The sequence below is a fragment of the Acidovorax sp. KPB24-03 genome (genome assembly GCF_057546605.1).
In genome coordinates this window covers 1-18,655 of sequence record NZ_BAAJYR010000023.1, presented here as the reverse complement: position 1 = coordinate 18,655, position 18,655 = coordinate 1, and the positions used below count along the sequence as shown (strand labels likewise).

At 57.6% G+C, this 18,655-nt stretch carries 14 protein-coding genes and 1 pseudogene; 12 read left to right on the top strand and 3 right to left on the bottom strand.

Annotation, left to right across the window (positions count from 1 at the left end; genetic code table 11):
* Positions 1–4 precede the first annotated feature (4 nt).
* Positions 5–784 carry a DUF4391 domain-containing protein gene (locus tag AC27KI_RS05715; protein WP_487112983.1) on the bottom strand — a complete coding sequence of 260 codons (780 nt, stop codon included), beginning with the start codon at positions 782–784 and terminating at the stop codon, positions 5–7.
* Positions 781–4,017: a helicase-related protein gene (locus tag AC27KI_RS05710; RefSeq protein WP_487112981.1), complete on the bottom strand. Its 3,237-nt coding sequence runs from the start codon at positions 4,015–4,017 to the stop codon at positions 781–783. The genes AC27KI_RS05715 and AC27KI_RS05710 overlap by 4 nt, the downstream gene beginning before the upstream one ends.
* A gap of 557 nt (positions 4,018–4,574) precedes the next feature.
* Between AC27KI_RS05710 and AC27KI_RS05705 the strand changes: the two genes are divergently transcribed.
* Genes AC27KI_RS05705 through AC27KI_RS05695 form a run of 3 tightly spaced genes read left to right on the top strand, consistent with a single transcriptional unit; the run spans position 4,575 to position 6,513 of the window.
* Positions 4,575–4,871: a type II toxin-antitoxin system RelE/ParE family toxin gene (locus AC27KI_RS05705; RefSeq protein WP_487112979.1), complete on the top strand. Its 297-nt coding sequence runs from the start codon at positions 4,575–4,577 to the stop codon at positions 4,869–4,871.
* Positions 4,872–4,887: 16 nt separating this feature from the next.
* On the top strand, positions 4,888–6,006 hold the full coding sequence (locus tag AC27KI_RS05700) for a HigA family addiction module antitoxin (RefSeq protein WP_487112977.1): 1,119 nt from the start codon (positions 4,888–4,890) through the stop codon (positions 6,004–6,006).
* Positions 6,007–6,027: 21 nt separating this feature from the next.
* The gene (locus AC27KI_RS05695) at positions 6,028–6,513 is read left to right on the top strand and encodes a hypothetical protein (protein ID WP_487112975.1); all 486 of its coding nucleotides are present in this window, start codon (positions 6,028–6,030) and stop codon (positions 6,511–6,513) included.
* Positions 6,514–6,704: 191 nt separating this feature from the next.
* On the opposite strand, the gene AC27KI_RS05690 is transcribed toward AC27KI_RS05695, so the two are convergent.
* A complete protein-coding gene (locus AC27KI_RS05690) occupies positions 6,705–8,597 on the bottom strand; it encodes a hypothetical protein (RefSeq protein ID WP_487112973.1) in 1,893 nt (630 codons plus the stop codon).
* Positions 8,598–9,121: 524 nt separating this feature from the next.
* Here AC27KI_RS05690 and AC27KI_RS05685 point away from each other — a divergent pair.
* From AC27KI_RS05685 to AC27KI_RS05645, 9 genes and pseudogenes are all read left to right on the top strand, one after another.
* Positions 9,122–10,081, top strand: a pseudogene (locus AC27KI_RS05685) (IS5 family transposase).
* A 386-nt stretch (positions 10,082–10,467) separates the two neighbouring features.
* Complete coding sequence (locus AC27KI_RS05680) at positions 10,468–11,808, top strand: hypothetical protein (protein WP_487112971.1); 1,341 nt, start codon at positions 10,468–10,470, stop codon at positions 11,806–11,808.
* Positions 11,805–12,266: a three component ABC system middle component gene (locus AC27KI_RS05675; protein WP_487112969.1), complete on the top strand. Its 462-nt coding sequence runs from the start codon at positions 11,805–11,807 to the stop codon at positions 12,264–12,266. Before AC27KI_RS05680 ends, AC27KI_RS05675 begins: the two co-directional genes overlap by 4 nt.
* A gap of 53 nt (positions 12,267–12,319) precedes the next feature.
* Entirely contained in the window at positions 12,320–13,591 is a 1,272-nt protein-coding gene (locus AC27KI_RS05670; protein ID WP_487112967.1) for an AAA family ATPase, read from the top strand.
* Positions 13,473–14,357 (top strand): DUF3732 domain-containing protein, encoded by an 885-nt coding sequence (locus AC27KI_RS05665; RefSeq protein ID WP_487112965.1) that lies wholly within the window; start codon positions 13,473–13,475, stop codon positions 14,355–14,357. Before AC27KI_RS05670 ends, AC27KI_RS05665 begins: the two co-directional genes overlap by 119 nt.
* A 427-nt stretch (positions 14,358–14,784) precedes the next feature.
* A complete protein-coding gene (locus AC27KI_RS05660) occupies positions 14,785–15,180 on the top strand; it encodes a hypothetical protein (protein WP_487112963.1) in 396 nt (131 codons plus the stop codon).
* Positions 15,181–15,389: 209 nt separating this feature from the next.
* Positions 15,390–16,553 carry a hypothetical protein gene (locus tag AC27KI_RS05655; RefSeq protein WP_487112961.1) on the top strand — a complete coding sequence of 388 codons (1,164 nt, stop codon included), beginning with the start codon at positions 15,390–15,392 and terminating at the stop codon, positions 16,551–16,553.
* 189 nt (positions 16,554–16,742) lie between these two features.
* Positions 16,743–17,186: a hypothetical protein gene (locus AC27KI_RS05650; protein ID WP_487112959.1), complete on the top strand. Its 444-nt coding sequence runs from the start codon at positions 16,743–16,745 to the stop codon at positions 17,184–17,186.
* Positions 17,187–17,827: 641 nt separating this feature from the next.
* Positions 17,828–18,655 (top strand): hypothetical protein (locus AC27KI_RS05645; RefSeq protein WP_487112957.1); only part of this gene is annotated, 828 nt, incomplete at its 3' end.

Below are 18,655 nucleotides of genomic sequence, written 5' to 3'. Positions count from 1 at the left end.
TGTGTCATTGGAGCCGGGCACGCACCGCTGCCAGCTCGGCATGCAGCCGCTGTAAGGCCAGGTTCTGGTCCACGCGCTTGGCGATCTGGCTTTCTGTGCCAGCCAGGGCCCGCAAGCGGGCGGCCTCCGCCTCCAGTCGCCGGTGTTCGGTTAAGGCGATCCGCCGCATGGCGGCCTGGTCGGTTGTGGGGTCCGTACGGAAGTGCCCTGTCACTCGCGCCACCTGGGCGGCCAACAGGGTGTCCATCCAGCCTTGGTATAGCGCCTTCAGGTCTTGCTGAGGCTGCTGCCCAAGCGCCAAGGCATCCAGCAACCCATCCGGCACCTCATCGCTGAACTGGAAGCTCACGACATCGCCGTCCAAGACCACTCGCAACGCCTCGTTCTGGGCCGTGCGCTTGTGCGACAGGCTCAGGGCCACCGTATCTGGCGTGCTCACGATCAGCACCACCGGGTAGGGCACGGCCCGGTGCACAAGCTCGGCCAGGCGCTGCAACTGGGCCGGTTGGGCGTGGGTGGAACGCACCGCCATGCTCAGCACGGCAAGCTCCAGATACTCTCGCACCTCGTCCCGCCACGTCGGAATGGCGGTCGTCGCAGGCTTGATGGCGGCCAGCCAATGGGCCTCGTCGATGCCGTCCGTAAGTAGGCGGCGGTCGGCCGCGGTGGCACCTCCATACTCCGCCAGCATCTTCTTGGGCACGCGCTGGTCCACACTGCAGCTCGGCGGCAGGGCCAGGGAGGCTGCGATGGCCTCGTGCAGAGCGCGCACCGCGTCGCTCACGCGGCGCCCCCTAGGGGTTGGGTGCTTCCGGGCAGGATGACCATGAAAGCCAGCACCTCGAAGTCGTTGGCCCCCGCGAACTCGCCCTTCATGGCGTGCGTGCCGCCCGGCGCGAACAAGCTGGCCACAGCACGCTCTTCAGCCTTGCCAACGACCGAGGCAATGGCCGCTGCCAACAGCTTCTGCGCATAGCGCATGTCCTCGCCTTGGCGAGTCTGCCGGTCGAAGCGGGCACACGCACCTTCGTCCGGCAGCTCACGGCCGAGCGCCACACGCTTGAGCCGGTCCATGACGCGCTTGGCCTGCGGGTACGGCAGCAGGACGACGCCATCATCGGCCACGTGCACGAGGTAGATCGGCGCCAGCGGGTAGTCCGATGCAGCGCCCTTGGCAGCAGCCGCGCCTTCGGCCCGCAGGCAGAAGACGATGCCGGGCGGGATGTCGGCGTCGATGGTGGAGGTGACGGCATAGGTGCCGAGCGGTGCCTCGTCCAGCACGCCAGGGTGCTCCTTCAGGAACTCGGCCAGGTCGATGCGGAAGTCGGTCAGCGTAAGGTCGGTGATGGAGACGCCGCTGGAGAGGTCTTCGATGTCGATGACCGTGTCCTGCAGCTTCAACAACTGCTTGCGCCGGTACTCCAGATCGTTCATCGGATTGCCTGACTGCTGCTCGATCAGGTTCTCTTCGCCTGTAGCCGACACGTCCAGCAGCACCATTCGTCCGCTGACGCGCTGCTCCAGGCCGATGTACTCCTCCAGTTCCATGTTGGGCCAGAAATTGACGAGCTGGACGCTCTGGTTCGGCGAGCCGATGCGATCCACGCGCCCGAAGCGCTGAATGATGCGCACCGGGTTCCAGTGGATGTCGTAGTTGACGAGCCAGTCGCAATCCTGCAGGTTCTGGCCTTCGCTGATGCAATCGGTGGCAATCAGCAGGTCGATTTCGCCTTCTTTGGCAAGCTCGGCTGGGCGTTCCTTGGCGCGAGGCGCGAAGGCAGATAGCACGCTGCTCATGCTCTTGCGCAGGCCGGGAAGTGTGGACTGGATGCCCGCTGAGCCGGTTATCAGTCCGGACTCAAGCCCCAGCTTCTCCTTGGTCCACGGTGCCAACTGGGCGTAGAGGTACTGCGCCGTGTCGGAGAACGCGGTGAAGACGATGATCTTGCGGTTAGCCTTGCCCCCCACCACGTTGATGGGCTCGCGGCATTTGCGCTCGATCACTTCGCGCAGCTTGGCCAGCTTGGCGTCGCGGGCCGCGTCCACCTGCTGGGCAGCCTGGAGCAGGTTGTCCAGCCGGTTGCGGTCCTCGATGAGGTCCTGCTTCCAGCGGTGCAGGTCCACATCGCTGAGCAGCACCTTGACCTTGCGGCCGACCAACAATTGCTCGAAGGCCGGGTCGTCGATGTCGACATCGGCGATGTCCAACTCTTCAATCTCGTCGGCATCTGCCACATGCCCGTCGATACGGGCCAGCGTGGTTTCCACGTCCTTGAGCTGGCGCTGGATGGTCAGCGCAAAGGAGGAAACCGCGCTCTCCATGCGCTTCAGCACGTTGACGCGCAGCAGGTGGATCAGGCTCTCTTCACGGTCAGCCTGCCGAAAGATACTCTCGCCGCCGCGGATTTCGGTGCTGTACTTGGCGTCATAGGCCTGCGCCTTGTGGGGCAGGACATAGCGCATCGGCGCATAGGAGGCCAGGTTAAGTCGTCGAATCTCAAGGTTGATGTCGCGAATGGCCCGGAACTGACCTGCGGTGTCGACATCGGCTTTGATGTTGATGGGCGCGCGACGCTCCGGGAAGCGACCCGTCTCCTCTGTGCCGTAGTAGCGCTCGATGTGCCGCCGCGAACGGGCGATGGTCAGGTGATCCAGCAGCGTGAAGTAGTCGAAGCCCAGCATCTCGACCAGGCGGCCGGGGAGGCGCTCCTCCTCGGGAAGGTCCAGCCAGCGGTTGAACTGAATGTGCGCCTTGCGGGTGGTCTGTTCGATGCTGGCGATGCCGTGGTCTTGCAGGGCGGCGTCGTCACCCTCGGTGGCGAAGGCGATCTGGTTGCGCAGGTCGGACAGGCGGTTATTGACCGGCGTGGCCGAGAGCATCAGCACCCGGGTCTTGACCCCCTCGCGGATGATCTTGCGCATCAGCCGGTGGTAACGGGTCTCGGAACCTTGTTTGGGGGACTTCTTGTTGCGGAAGTTGTGCGACTCGTCGATGACAACCAGGTCGTAGTTGCCCCAATTCACGTGAGCCAGGTCGATGTCGCCGGACTGGCCGCCGTCACGCGAGAGGTCGGTGTGGTTCAAGACATCGTAGTTGAGTCGGTCGGCGGCCAGGATGTTGCGGCGGTCGTTGGCCTTGTAGAGCGTCCAGTTGTCCCGCAGGCGTTTGGGCGCCAGCACCAGAACCCGGTCGTTCCGCAACTCGTGGTACTTGATGATGGCCAGCGCCTCGAACGTCTTACCCAGACCCACTGAGTCGGCAATGATGCAACCGCCGAAACGAGCCAGCTTGTCAATGGCGCCCACGACGCCGTCGCGCTGGAACTTGAAGAGCTTCTTCCAGATGACGGTATTTCGGATGCCGGTGGCCGCCTTGACGATGCGGTCCTCGTCCAGCGCCTCGTCGCGACTGCCGAGCAGGTGGTGCAGGATCAGCGCGTACACCTCGAAGGGCGCACGATGCGCCGCCATGCCCTTGAGGGCATCGACAAGGCTCTGCGCACCGTCAGGCTGGTGCCGCAGCGCGCTCCACTGCTGGTCGAACCAACGCGCCAGCGTTCGAGCCTCATCGGGCGACTCCGAGGCCTGGATCAGGTTCAGGGGGTTGCCTGGAGCCAGGCCCAGTCCTTCAGAGCTGAGAGCGAACGACCCCAGAACCACTTGAGCAGGTTCATCGCCGGCGCCCGTAAGCACCGCGGCGCCTTGTGGCACTCGGCCATGCGCGCGGCGCACCTCTGCCTTCTGCATCAGCCATTGGGCGCACTGGTTCGCCAGCCATCGAGCTTGCAGGCGATTCCGCTGCGCACGGTCACCATCCCCGCCAAGCAGCTCCAACGGGTCGTTGTCGGCAGGCAGGACGAGTTGCACCTGCCCCAGCCCATTCAAGGCTTCGCGAAGCGCTGCAAAGGCATGCAACGAAAAAGAGGGTGTGACGCAGCCCAACCTGCTGCCTGACACCAAGTGCGGCAGCAGCAGGTCGATCACGCGGTCTGAGCCGCTGTTTTGCACCAGCTTCATGAACCCTTCCTCTTGTGTTGTTTGCCAGCTAAGTGATCCCGGCCCCCGGCTCAGACGGACTTGCAGCTGCCTCAGCGTCAATCCAGTGGCCGAGGTCTACATGCTCTGAAACGCCAGGTTTTTCCCATCTTGAAGCCGGGCAGCTTGCGGACTGTCGCCAACTATTAGACGGGCGCTGGTTCATCCGCACTTGGTAAGCGACCTTTTTCACCGTCCTAGCACTGTCGGTCGCAGTGCTCAATGAAAAATTTTGGAATACAACTAGGAAGCTAGTGTAAAGGGGTGCAGTGAAGCCTCACGCCTCGTAACCGGATCGCTAGGCTTTACCGGAATCTACGGACGTTTCACACGATTGTGTGAGTTACGAAGCGGTTTGTGTGGCTCGAAAACGTAATCGGTGGGGGCCGCATTGGAGGTCGCAGAACAAGCAGGGCATTCGCGCCCGCATCAATAAGTCGCTACGACGTAACCACTACGGAATAATATAAAAGAACCATCTTTACACCATGTGTAAAGATGGTGTTGACGCTTGTGGGCGTTGCGAATACATTTGCTATATGGAAGTGGAGTTCGACGATGACGACCTGGGCCGCCTCGAGACCGACCCGCAGTTCACTGCAGGCCTCTCGCAGGACATCGTTCGGGCGTTCCGAAAGCGGATGCAGCAGATTCGGGCGTTTCGAGATGAGCGTGACTTCATGCCTTTGAAGTCTTTGCATTTCGAGAAGCTTAAGGGGGACCGGCAGGGGCAGCACTCGGTGCGGTTGAACTTGCAGTGGCGCTTGGTCTTTGAAATCCGCGGAGGCCATCCCTGCAAGGTCATTGGCATCGTCGAAATCGTTGACTACCACTAGAAGTTTTGGAGAACCTATGAACGCGCGAGTACCCGCGGAAGTGTTCCCGCCAGGCGAGTTCCTGCGAGAGGAGCTCGAGGCGCGGGACTGGAGCCAGCAGGAGTTGGCTGACATCTTGGATCGCCCGCCACGACTCGTGAGCGAGCTCATCGCAGGCAAGCGAGCCATCACGCCAGAAACGGCCAAAGGGCTTGGGGAGGCCTTTGGCACGTCGCCAGACTATTGGATGAACCTGGAGAGCCAGTTCCAACTCTCCAAGGTGACCGTTCCCAACGATAACGTGGCACGCAAAGCTCGTCTGTACACCCAGTTTCCCGTGCGCGAGATGCTGCGCCGTGGATGGGTGCGGGCCAGCGAGAGCATCGAAGTCATGGAGCAGCGCTTCTGCGAGTTCTTCGACATCGCGGATGTCACGTCGACCCCTCAGCTGAGCCACGCCGCGAAGAAGACGCACGCCCTGACAGACACCACACCGCTGCAGCTCGCATGGCTGTTTCGGGTGCGTGCCATCGCAAGTCAGCAGGTTGTGCCGACGTATTCGAAGGCAAAGTTGCTGTTGGCCATCGAAAAGCTACGGGCGCTGATCCTCGCTCCCGAAGAGATTCGCAATGTCCCGCACATCCTCTCAGAAGCCGGTGTTCGGCTGGTCTTTGTTGAGTCGTTGGCCGGGTCGAAGATGGACGGTGCTTGCTTTTGGCTGGACAGCAATAAGCCAGTTGTCGGCATGACGCTGCGTTTCGACCGCATCGACAACTTCTGGTTTGTGCTTCGCCATGAGCTTGAGCATGTTCTGCGCGAGGATGGCAAGGCACAGAACCGCGCGGTCATTGACACCGACGTTGGGGAATCAAGAGCTGACCTGCCCGAGTGTGAGCGCTTGGCCAATGCCGCAGGGGCCGCCTTCTGTGTCCCGAAAGCCGAGCTGGATGACTTCGTCGCGCGAGTGCAGCCGTACTTCTCTGAGGAAAGAGTGCTTCGGTTCGCGCAACGCATCCAAGTCCATCCGGGATTGGTGGTCGGGCAACTGCAGCGCCGCCTTGACCGCCACGATTTCCTTCGCAAGCACCAGGTGAAGGTGCGCGCCCTCGTATTGCCCTCAGCCGATGTCGACGGCTGGGGATCGTTCACCGAGTAACCACCGCCATTGGAGATTCACATGTCCGCGTACGGAAACCAGGTCAAGGCATACATCGAGCGCTACCAGTCCGAGGTCGGAGGTGACGGCTTACTCGACCCCCATGCGGTTGCGGAGTGGGCGTATAGAAACGGCCTGCACAAGCCAAGCGTGCGCACTGTGGTCGATGCGATTGCTTCAGACGTCTCGCAATACTTCCGTGAGGAGTACCGCACTGATGTGAATGGGCAGCGCTACCGGGCCAAGCATGCGGTCCGGTCCAAGCAAGGCGACCGCACGATGTCGCTGTGGGCAGACATGGACGACGAGAAGGCTCCTCGGGCTCACTTCGTCAAGTCGTTTAGCCAACGACGGCAGCAAATCGTTGGTGACTGCTTTCAGCTCAAGACCGATGTGGATGTCTACAACAACAAGAATCAGGATAAAGACCCCATTCAGGTCCCCCTGAATTTCACGCTGGACGTTGAGGAACTGCAACTCCCGCTGAAAGGTAAGAAAGCGGCATGAAGACGGTCCAGCGAGCGTGAGGATCAAGTGTTCACCCGCTTCGAGGAGCAGCTTTGAGCATCAACTTTAGGCTTACAGTATGTTGGTGTGATCTTGGTGGAAAAAGAGCTGAATCGCGCCTCCGACGCTGTCATGTTCTCCATCATGCGGCGAGGTCATAAGAGCGAATCTTCCAATGCCTCGGTAAAGAATCAAATCCCCTGGTAGAAATCTGCCATATTTTCTTCGTGTGCCCGGAATGCTGATTCCGTTTTGCCGTGAGCGTAGGTCTTGAGTACCGTCGCTAGGGTGTCGTGCAGCAACCCTGCCAAGAGGGTGTACTTTCCAGGATTCCGCAGCAAAAAGTCGGTTGCGACAATATGGCGCAAGGCATGAAGGCGGAGTCTACGAACCTCAGGTATGTAGCTCTTAGCAATCCGGTTCACGATCTCGCCAATATCTCGAATCTGCTCTCCCTGCCGTGACGGAAATAGGCACGAAGAGTCCGGCCGCGCGCGAACCAAGGTGGGCCTGTAAATGCTGATGTACTCATCGATGCGATGTGTCAGACCTTTCGTGATCGGGGACCTATAGTCCTCAGGCTTTGACTCATCGTTCTTGAAGTCGCCTTTTTCGAAGCGCAGCCACCAGTGGCCGTCCTCCGCCTGAAAAAGGTTGCTGATGAGATCACTCTGCTGACCCGGGGCTATGTACTTTGTGATGGTCAGCGTACGGTGGCGCAATGGGTTGAAGAGACTGAGCCCAAGAATGAGGGCGTCGCGCTTGAATAGGGCCTGATGAACAGACCCTGGCACGGCCGCGGCAGCCGCTAAGTCAAGCTTCTGAATAGCCCGTTTGAATGGAGCCAGTATGTCTTTCAGCGCGAACAACGGCTGCAGAAGCTCTTTGGGATCGCGAGATTTCTTTCCGGCAGAGGCGGCCTGCCACGATTTGCAAACTGCCACCGTTTGCTGGCAAAGCGTGTGCCACGGACGATTTTTTGCAAACTGCGCGACCCGCTCTTCGAAAACTTCAGGTTGCTGCCAAAGGTATCCCTCAATCTCCCGGCAGACACCCACAATGATTCCTGCTGCGTTTCCGTGTCCGTTGTGAAGAAGATTGCCAGAACGGGCCTTAACGAACTCCATGTAAGCAGCCACAAACTCCGGGATAGCCAAAGACGCGAGGGTTCCCACGTCCTCAAGCTTCAAACCTAAGCCACTCGTCGCGCGATTTCCGGTGGTCGGTTTTATCAAAAATCCGAAATAGCCCCGAAGAAAGAGCAACGTGCGCAGTGCACTCGACGCGACCATATTGGGGGCAGGAAACACAAGCAGTTCATCCCTCACGCCGATGCCAGCTTTCTCAGCTGGCAGAACTCGCCAGGCAGCTCGCTTTGAACGTTTCAGTCCGATGGGGTGCATCTGAGTCTTGTAGGCCATAAACGCCCACCACTCGGACATCAACTGCGTACTGAAGTCTGAGGTCGCGACGTAATATGGGTCCCTTCGGGCTTCGCGCGCTCGTACTTCGTAACGGTCAGCGAGCGCTTGCGCCGCCTTCGGCTCATGGTCCTTCTGAAAGACGATCTTCTTCTCGAGGAAGCCACTGGACAATCCTAGGTAGTGCTCCAGTCGGCGGACCGCGGGAATCGCTTTAAAGATTGGCATCACTCCCTCATGCCATCCCGTCAAAGACTTGATGTCCAAGTAGATGGCCTTTGCAATCTCCTTAAGGCTCTTCCCGGATTCAGCAATCGCCAATCGGAGCTCTTTGTGAAAGGTGGAGTGCCCGGCCATATTATTTAAAGTGGCTTCACGCACGTGCTTGTCGATGGTGCGCTTCCACGAGCGAAGGATGCTCAGCTTGTCCGCGGCAGTTTTCCTGTTCTGAACGGCGACATGATCGCCAAAGGCTCGGCTCCGCTTGATGAAGTCCACAGTGAACTCCCGCCCCACCCGGCATTCTTCATTCCGGTTGCAAAACACCAAGTAGGACTTTAGGGTGGCTTTGTGATTACGAAGCACTTGGGCGGAGACTGGGCCTGACATCAGCTCGAGGTTTTTCTCATGCACGCCGTAAAGTTGAAGATAGTTCGTGTCCAAGACGATTCCTTGTGGAGAAGGAGGCGACGCGGAAAAAACGGTTGAACTCCATGACAATACGTAGGAGGGCATTGTTGGCCCTTGACCTGCATGTGATTGCACTGCGCTGGATGCTGAACTGCTAAATCTCATAAACGAACTGAGCTCTAAGTTATTGATTTGGCTAGACCTACGTTCCCGTTTGAATCGTTAGGTCGAAATCACTTATCGCTGTACTTCGTTTACGGCTTTGTTATTGCTTGCGTAACCCCCGGTTGAATAAATTGCCGGATGGCAAAGAGGTATAGGGTTGTTGACCTCAAAAGTGCCTTCGCTCTATTTCATCGAAAACCCATCGAAACCATGGGCAGTTCTTGTATCGAGCGTGAATCGGGGCCGCTGATCGTCAAAACAGCAGACGGCTGAACACACGGTGACTAGACTTGGCCGGATGACTGCTTTCGGGGGCGTGCGCTAGGGAAGGTCTGCGTAAATTGAGCCGTGATGTGCTGATCAGTGGTTAGTCCGCGCAGAGAATCTAAGCCATGAAGCAAGCCGACCTGGGCCTGAACCTGACGATCAAGCGCACGCGCAAGCGCGAATTCCTGGCAGAGATGGAACGCGTGGTGCCGTGGGCAGAGCTGGTGGGCTTGGTCACGCCGTACGCGCCCGAGGGCAAGCGCGGTCGCCCGCCGTTTGCGGTGGAGACGATGCTGCGCATCCACTTCATGCAACAGTGGTTCACGCTGAGCGATCCGGCGATGGAAGAGTCGCTGCACGACGTGCCACTGTTTCGTGAGTTCGCAGGCTTGAACTGGGACACCGCAGTACCTGACGAGACCACGATCCTTCGATTCCGCCGGCTTCTGGAATAGCACAAGCTGGCCCCACAGATCCTGGCGCTGGTCAACGAACTGCTGGGCGCCAAGGGTTTGATGCTGCGTGCCGGCACGGTGGTGGACGCCACGCTGATTGCCGCGCCCAGCTCGACCAAGAACGCCTCGGGTGAGCGCGACCCGCAGATGAAGCAGAGCCAGAAGGGCACCCAGTGGTACTTCGGCATGAAGGCCCACGTCGGCGTGGATGCGGACTCGGGCCTGGTGCACACGGTGCGCGGCACGGCGGGCAGCTTCCACGACGTGGTCGAGGCCAACGCACTGCTGCATGGTGAGAAAACCGAAGCCTGGGGTGACGCGCGATACCAGGGCGCCGGCAGGCGCCCCGACGCCCGGGGCAGCGTGCGCTGGAACATCGCGATGCGCCCGGGCAAGCGCAGGCTGCTCGACAAAACCCGCTTGATCGATGACCTGACCGATCAACTCGAGCGCCTCAAGGCCAGCATCCGGGCCAAGGTCGAGCATCCGTTGCGGGTGATCAAGCGTCAGTTCGGGCATGTGAAGGTGCGCTACCGAGGGCTGGCCAAGAACACCGCGCAGCTGCACACCCTGTTCGCCCTGTCCAACTTGTGGATGGCGCGGGGGCGTTTGATGGGAACGCGGGCATGAGTGCGCCTGCAAATGGCCAAAAGATCGAGAAACCGATCTCAGACAGTGCTGCGATGTCCTGCAGACGAGATGTCACGGCGAATTCATTCGACCGCTCTGCATCAGCACATCTCAAAGCGCACTACGCAGACCTTTCCTAGACCTCGCAAATCGGCTGGAACCGCCAGTCGCAACACCTTTTTGGGCGTCTATTGCAGGCTGTGAGCCGCTGGTCGGCCGTCTTCCCATGAATGACGGCTGCCGGGAAGAGCAGACACTTGAGAGGAACCGGGCCCGCTACACATATCTGAAAACCTGATGCAGCCAGCGTGGTCAACAGCCCAAGCATTCCGATACAGTCTATTACATGTCAAAAGTTAATGCCACCACTGGCCGTTTCCTGACCTATGCAGGCCGCGCCGGATGGTGACTGCGGGCATGCCCCATCAACCCAGCCGCCAGAGACAAAGGAAACAGGAGACTTCGAGTTGCAGCCGATACCGCCCATGCCACCTCCGTCCAAACAGCTGCAGACCGATACGCAAGCTCTGCCCGTCGATGCAACTGTACTTTTCGTAGCGCTGCAGTATCAGTTGCTCGTGGCCGTAGAACAGTGCCACGACCTCGTGCCCGGAGAGTGCCTGTGGGTTGAAGCCATGGGCGATGTCACCGTGCCGGGCAAGACGCAGATCGAGGTCAAGCACTACCGTGACAAGCTGACCGACAGCCACCAGAACTTCTGGAACACGATCCGGAACTGGCTGCATGAGCGGCTTGACCGCAGCAGCTACAAGTCCCTGGTGCTTCTGACGACTCAGGAGTTCGGCGCCCAGAGCCGCCTCAAGGACTGGAATATCCTGACCGCTGTGCAGCGGCTTGAGCGCATGCAGGAGATCGGCAGCGACGGGGCTGGCGCACCGCAGACGCAAATGGAGGAGCCACCCCAGCCGCAGGACGAGGCCGTCCAAACTGCTGAAACTACGGCCCGCAAGCCGTCCAAGGCGCGGGCACTGCAGCAGGAGGTGCTAGCGCCCGAGAGCCGCGCGGCGCTGATGGAGGTGTTGGAACGCATGCTCATCATCCCGGGCGAAGACGCCCTGCCAGAGCGCATCGAGAGCTACAAGACCCGCTACCTCAAAGCCATACGACCGTCGCTGCAGCGACAGTACCTAAACGACTTGCTGGGCTTCATGTTCAGCACCGAACTCGTCCTGAACGGCTGGAAGATCACCCACGAGGCGTTCACCGCCAAGCTGACGGCTCTGAACTCCTCGTGCATGAAGCATCCGGCAGAGTTCCCTTTGAGAGATCTTCGGCCGCTGGAAGAAAAAGTCGATCTCGACGAAATCAGGCCCATGCTCTTCGCCAGGAAAATCCTCGAGATCGAGGGCGAAAAATATCTCAAGCACGCGGCCCTGCACCGCCTGTTTGCGCAGGACACGATTTCCGAGCTCCTCAAGGATCAGATTCCCATCAAGCCCTCTCTTGACCTTTATCTCCACAACCACCGCAGCAACCATTTTGTGGAGCGAGAAGCGGCCATTCTGGATTGCGACGGCCTGCAGGACGACGCGGCTCTCAAGAAGGCGTCACTCAGGTTCTACTTGGCACGTCTGAGAGCTTCGACGGAACCTTTTTGCGCCATGGCCAACACCATGCCGGAATTTCGCAATGGTATTTATCACATGCTGGCGGACGAGATTCCCAAAAACAAGGACGAAGAATTTCACTGGAAACTATGGGAATGATGAATACCGCCGCCGATCATCTCTACACCTTGCATCGCAACGCCTTTGCGCTCGCGCCAGTGATCCAGAGCTTCTACCTGAACTGGGAGCCGATGGAGAAAGACATCCTGCTGAGCTATTTAGTTCTGCCCTTGGTGTCGTTTCCCGCGATGCAGGAGTATTTGCATACCGCCAATCGAACCAGTTCGATCCGGACCATGACATCCGACTCCTCCCGATTGGTCGGCTTGGCGCTTCGCATCTCGGAATATGAACCCATCACCAACAAGGCGCTGTTGATACTGCGCTCGGATGAAAGCCTCCAACTCAACGACGACCTGTCGGTTCTCGCCAGTGAAAACCGACAGTCAGAGAATGCAGCCCCCAAGATGCTGCGTTATGCCCGTCAGCTCGCCATGGTATTCCGGAATGAAAGTGTCGTGACCATTTATAGAATGCTCGGATTGAAGTCGCTATGAAATGTTATGTCCGATATATCGGCCTGATCGACCAGGAAAATGAGCCGCACAGTGTGAAATTCAAGCAAGGATTGAATATCATTACCGGTAAATCTTCAAAGGGCAAAAGTGCCATTCTCGACATCTTCGATTACTGCATGGGCAGTTCCGAAGACACGATTCCGCAAGGCATCATCACCCAGCGGGCGAAGATATTCTTTACCGTATGGCGCTTTTCCGGGATGGCGGTCGTCGCCGGCCGCAGAGCAGACAACGCCAACCAATGTTTCCTGCGAGAAGTCAGTGGTGAGCAGGCCAGGCATGTGCTGGCCTACGTCAAGGACGTGCACAACTTCTTCACCGCGCAATACCAGCTTAGCCGGATCGAATTCTCCAAGAGCCTGGGGCGCTACTTCGGCGTCACCATGGACGACATCGACACCGACCCGCTGCAGAAGCAGCTCATGCGTCAGAAAAGCCCGACGCCTTCCATCCGCAGTTTTGCCTCGTTCATGCTCCAGCATCAAAACCTGGTGGCCAACCGGCATGCGATCTTTTACCGCTTCGACGAAAAGCGAAAACGCGAACAGGCCATCGATCACTTCAAGATCTTCATGGGGATCGTGGGAGAGGACTATTTTGACCTGGCCAAAGAACTCGCCGAAGCAGAAACCGAGCTCAAGCGTGCCCTGGCCGTAATCCCCAAGCAGGAGCAGATCAAATCGGCCGGCATCGGAGAGATGGCGGGCTACCTGCGTGAGTTCCACGCCCTGGCGGGCACGCCGCTGACAGAGTTGACCGCCGAAGAAATCTGGATGCGGCCGGCGCAGGCCCTGGAACGCGTGACCGGTATCGCCGTCACGGTCGATGGGCAGTCCGATACCTTCGACGCGATCCGCAACGAACTGCGCACACGCAAAGCCGAGCTCATGGCCGAGATCCAGAAGGCCCTGAACATGCGCTACCTGCTCGACGTCTCGACACAGCAAGTCGAGGGATTCGCCGGTGCCATGACGGATCTGCCCATCCCGAAGGCGACCCATCTGGACCATGCCGTGTGCCCGGTCTGTGCGTCACCCTCGGAAGCCGCCGAAGATGAGGCCAACAGACTCTCGGCGGCCATCCACTGGCTCAACGGTGAGCTGAAGGTCTCGGCCTATGCCCGCGAGGGCTTTGGCCAGGAGCGTCGGGACATCGACGAGCAACTCAAAAAAGGCGCGCCAGGCCTTGCGGCAGGTCGAAAGCACACTGCGTCCACTGGACCAGGAGGCCGACCGACTGCAGCGCTCGAAGTCTGTCGATGCAGCAGCGCAGAAAGCCAAGATCAAGCTAGAAATCGCCATTGAGCGCCGCATCGAGAGTCCGCCCACAGAAACCACGGAGTTGGTGAAGTTGCTCCAGGACCGGGTGACGGACCTGAAATCGAAAAAGGCTTTGCTCGATGTCGCGCCCCGGCTGCTGGCCTTGCAACGCGACATCAACCGGCGCCTGGAGATCGTCGGCACACATTTCGACTTCGAGGACTCCTACAAGAATGGATCCCTGAAGTTCGACATCGATTCCTTCGACCTATGGCATGAGACACCGGGGGTACACGGCGCGCCGGAGAAGAAGGTCTTCCTGCGGTCGATGGGCAGTGGCGCGAACTGGCTGTATTCGCACCTGACGCTGTTCCTGTCCCTGCACTACCAGTTTTCGGCCTACGCCGACTGCAAGCTACCGCCCGTGCTGTTTCTCGACCAACCGACGCAGGTCTACTTCCCCTCCGCCGATTACGGCAAGGAATTCAATGCAGCCCAATTGCGCGCGAACCAGGACGACACATCCGCCAGCGCGCCCGGCAGCCCGCAGTCCGAAGAGACTGCGGACGAGCCCGCGAACTCGCCTGTGGACACGCGCACACGCATCTCGACGGCCGATGACGACTTGAATACCGTCGCCAAGATGTTCACCGTCCTGGCCAAGTTCTGTGATGACACGGCACAGGAGGTCGGCAACAAGCCGCAAATCATCGTCTGCGACCATGCCGACAGACTGGAGCTCGGCGAGGGCTACGACTTCGAGGACTTCGTCGCCGACCGCTGGCGTGACCGTGGCTTCATCGCGACGTGACCCTGCAGCAGGCCCAGGCCTACATCGGCCCGCCCGCATCGCCTGGATGGACCTGGCGGGCTTTGTCCTGGTGGCTTACTGGGTCAGTTCCAGATGGAAATCAACACCCAGCCGTAACGGCCCAATCAACTGGCGAGCTTTCATTTCGGCTGCGTGAACACTAGGGTAGGTCTGAGCAGGTCACCCATCTAACTCGGGTGTCGGGTTTCGCATTCGATGCAGACGTTGGAGGCACCCAGGGGGACGACGGCAATCGCTGCAGAACAGACAAAGCGTGCCAGCTTAGGCTAGAAGCTGTCGCTACAGTGCGGAAGAGGTTTCGCACAGCGCTATAGCAGCACTAGCCTATGTGAAGCAGCCGCCTTCCTTCTTGACCCCGTCAGTTCTTATTCAGACCGTGCGTCCCAGAACCCAACGCGACCTTCCAGTGACATTCACGAGCGATCACCGTAGTGGCATTGCGACGCTGCTGTCGGGGGCTGCCGCCGTGACAACTCCTGCTGCTGCGGCCAAAGTCCTCGCCGCTGGAAGCACTGTTTGGAATGGCCAACTAAGCCAGTTGAATGAGGCCTACTTCAGCAACGTGACCGTGCAGGTGATTTCCACGGGGAGCACCAAGCAAACAGAAGCGGCCCTTGTCAACATTCAATCTCAGCGCAATGCGTCTTTGGTGGACTATCCCGTAACCCGGGCAGTTGCAGATGCTCTCAACTACCACGCCCTGTGCAATCTCGTCACGGGCTTGGAAACTGCCGCTGCCGCAACGAAGAACGCAACCGCAGCAGACTTGGCAAGAACGTCCGCCTTGCTCCCCCGGAGCTGAAGCTTGCCCACCCTCGAAGGGGTGAATCAACGAGCTCAGCCAGGCGGGGTTTCGAAGGTAGGAAGACGCCTTCGACGGGCCCCGCAGGATGATTCCATGTTGGCAGTCCGCAAGGGCTACGAATTGACGCACGGCAAAAGCAGGCAGTAGTTTTCCCCTTGCGTGCTTCCTACGGGCTTTCGAGAATGCTGGCAGAGGGAGGGGATGTCATGCAGCTTTTGAAAGCTTCAAGAAGAATCGTGGTCGCGGGCCTATGGCTGGTGAGCACCTGGGTGGGTGCATTTCAGATCGGTCCCCTGGGGACCCAGCACGAAGAACGCTTGACTAACGAGACGAACTCTACGCTGGCGCGCATCGCAGGATCGTTGGGCGTTCTGATCAAGGTGCCGGTCCATGAGGAAATCACGCACCTCGGCAAGTGGTGCCATGTGGCGCAAGCTGATCTCGCCACCGACACCTATTGCAGCGGACGCGATGTGGGGTTTGCCTCTCCGTATGTGATCTATGGAGTGCGGTGGAACGACCTGCCGCCGTTTCGTCTGGAAAAAGACCAGGGCAACTGCGACTACCTGGGGAAAAAGAACGTCTGCCGGGCAGACCAGACGATCCGCTTCTCCACGCAGCCTGCATGCTGGTATTGCCTCTTCAAGGATGCCGAACGCCAGGCCCAGACGAAGACCATCGTGGGCTGCAACAAAACGGCCAACAGTGTTCCCGGCAACCTGATGACGCGGTCGCACTTCGGCGATCTTCAGTTCCTGCATGGCATGGCCAACGCGTCCGAGATCCATCCCGTGGATACGAGGGCCCAGATTCTGGACTGGCTGGAGTTCGCATGGAAGGTGTCGTCCAAGGAGATCCTTCCTCAAACCTTCCTGAAGGACATCCACAACCCAACCATCGAAAATCACTTCGGTTGCACCGAGTGGAAGGTCGTGGACCTGTACCTATTGGGGCGACAGGATGCCGCCAGCGGCTTGGTCTCGCAGATTCGAGAGATCGCCTTTGGCTCGGTGCTGCACACCGTCCAGGATTCGTTCGCTGCGGCGCATGCCGAGCGAGAACCGCAATCCACCGGAGTGCAGTGTGAGGGCTCAGCGTACCCGATGCCGGCCAAGATCGTGGAGTTCCACGCCTACGGTGCTCAGGACGGAGCACTGCATGACCATGACGACAGCCGGGAGGCCATGACGGCAGTGGCCAAGGACAGGTGGCCGGAGGCGGTAGAGGTCACCCGCAATCTCTTTGAGCTTCACTCCGATGGAGCCAAGTGGGCCGATGCCAGCAGTTACCTGCAATGTATTTTTACGCTGAGTGACGAGCGCCGGGCTTCTTCCCCGGGAGATGCATATCGGCGTCCCACCAAGCCCTGATGCGGGCAGGAGTCGGATGTCTTATGTGCTTTCGAGGGCTGATTTAAAAAACTTCAGTGAGCTGCGGAGGCGACCGCGTGAGTTGTCGGCTTGAGGCTGGTTGCAGACGTTCGCTTCGCTTGCACTAATTGATACTGTCGGCCGAAAGCAGACTGATTTAAACACGCCCTAACACTAAAGAAATTGTCCATGACACCAAAAGAAATTCGCGTCGCCTTGTCGGAGGGGCTGAGTTCATGGCTCACTTTTGAACATCATGCAGGCCGAGAGGAACTATTCAGCGAGCGCTATCTTGCATTCCCAATAGGACAAATCTTGCAGCGGTGCATGAGTGGCAAGGTCACAGGTGAGAGTAACCATCCAGTCCTGACCATGCCTGGGAAGACAGGACGGCCACCACAGCTTGACTTTATTGTCACAGGTGCCGATGGAAAAAAAGTTTTGGCTGTTGAGAGCAAATGGTCAGCAAATTCAGGAGTATCAATTACCGATGTCCTCTGGGACTGCGTTCGTTTGGAGTTGGCCGCGCACTATTATGAGTGCGAAGCGATCTTTATCCTTGCCGGGACAAGAAAAAGAATCGATGCTGTTTTGAAATCGCCATCCTTCAGCACAAAAAAATGCTCGTTTTGAATCAACATACGTTTTAAATTTGCATGGATCCGGGAAGCATTCAGTAAAAATAAACTCTTTTGAGGGCGCTTATAGCTTGCCGCTTCACAAGATTCTTCGGGCTTATCCAACAGTCAGCTGGCCCAGCGAACTCAACTGTGGCAGTGGAACGCAAGTGCCGAAGCAGGCATCGGCGGACTCATACACCGTAGTTGTTTGGCATATATCACCGGCAGGTAGCTTGAAGAGACGCCCATTCGTTGCGCCACTGGAAATCGAAGCAAAAGGCCGACGAAAAAAGGCTTTGGCATTAATTAAAACCGAGCGGGCCCATAGAAATTCCGACGCGAAAACCAGTGCTACCAAATCCAATGTGGCCACGCAAAAAAAAATCCCCAAAATCTGACCGCGAAAAACCCCCATGAGAGTTAGCAATAACGTAAATCAATAATTCAACCGACTTAATGAGCTGTACTTGCTCTAATATTATCAATATTGCCTGGGTTGCCTGGGTTGCCTGGGTTGCCTGGGTTGCCTGGGTTGCCTGAGAGCGAGATTTACTCATCCTGTTAAGAGTCTACGTAAAATTGGTTTCCGGCATCCAGCAAATTTACATCGGGAATCAATGAAAATGGCGCTCCCTTAACATATATTTAGCCCCAATGAAAAGCAACGGAAAAATTTTGATTAAAAGCTTAGATTCTATTGCTCAGGAGCTTGAAGAGGTGGTGGAAATAATTAGAGATATTTATCCAAAGATGGAGATAAAAAATACAAAACTAGGTAAATTGCAGGCCAAAATTGCAAAGCGAGAGAAAATCTCTGATCGAGAAATTGCGGATGCCAATAGATATGGCAGGTTGTGCCGGATATTTGCCGATGAAAAATTGGAGATAAAGAGCGAGACACTAAAAAGATTATTGAAGGGAAGCTTCGAGGGCGAGTATTTTTCCGACAAATCGGATGATGTCTTTTTTGAAATTGATTTCGCTGCTAGGATTAAAGAAGCAACAGGCCTAACCCCATTCCTCAACTCGGAAACGGATGTAATTGTTCCTGGAAGATACCTTGTGGAGTGCAAAAAGGTAACGTCAAAACTTCGAATTCAGAGTAATGTCAATGAAGCAGTTGAGCAAATAATCAGCAGATTCCATAAGAATGACTGTCCATATGGAATTGTTGCGCTCGACCTCTCTTCTTTAATTCAGGATGGCGCTATAAATACAGAATTCTTGTCTCGTTTTGAGTTTTTCAAGAGGGAATATAAAAAGATTGGTTATTCTGGAGATCAGGCCGAGATATTAATAATAGATGATTTGAATTTCAGGAAAATAATTGGCGCATTTGGAAATGCCATGCTTGAATTTGCTTTCAGAAATGGATTCAAAAGAGAAAGCCTGCCGTTGAATATTTCTGGCATATTTTATCAGGCTGAAATATTCATAACGAGAAAAAAACAAGCTTCATCCATTCAGGGTCGCAACATATTT

Excerpts from the sequence above, each read along its gene's own strand:
- AC27KI_RS05705 (WP_487112979.1), top strand. The coding sequence starts at position 4,575 with ATGGAAGTGGAGTTCGACGATGACGACCTGGGCCGCCTCGAGACCGAC.
- AC27KI_RS05655 (WP_487112961.1), top strand. The coding sequence starts at position 15,390 with ATGCAGCTTTTGAAAGCTTCAAGAAGAATCGTGGTCGCGGGCCTATGG.
- AC27KI_RS05650 (WP_487112959.1), top strand. The coding sequence starts at position 16,743 with ATGACACCAAAAGAAATTCGCGTCGCCTTGTCGGAGGGGCTGAGTTCA.
- AC27KI_RS05695 (WP_487112975.1), top strand. The coding sequence starts at position 6,028 with ATGTCCGCGTACGGAAACCAGGTCAAGGCATACATCGAGCGCTACCAG.
- AC27KI_RS05700 (WP_487112977.1), top strand. The coding sequence starts at position 4,888 with ATGAACGCGCGAGTACCCGCGGAAGTGTTCCCGCCAGGCGAGTTCCTG.
- AC27KI_RS05675 (WP_487112969.1), top strand. The coding sequence starts at position 11,805 with ATGATGAATACCGCCGCCGATCATCTCTACACCTTGCATCGCAACGCC.
- AC27KI_RS05710 (WP_487112981.1), bottom strand. The coding sequence starts at position 4,017 with ATGAAGCTGGTGCAAAACAGCGGCTCAGACCGCGTGATCGACCTGCTG.
- AC27KI_RS05680 (WP_487112971.1), top strand. The coding sequence starts at position 10,468 with ATGCAGGCCGCGCCGGATGGTGACTGCGGGCATGCCCCATCAACCCAG.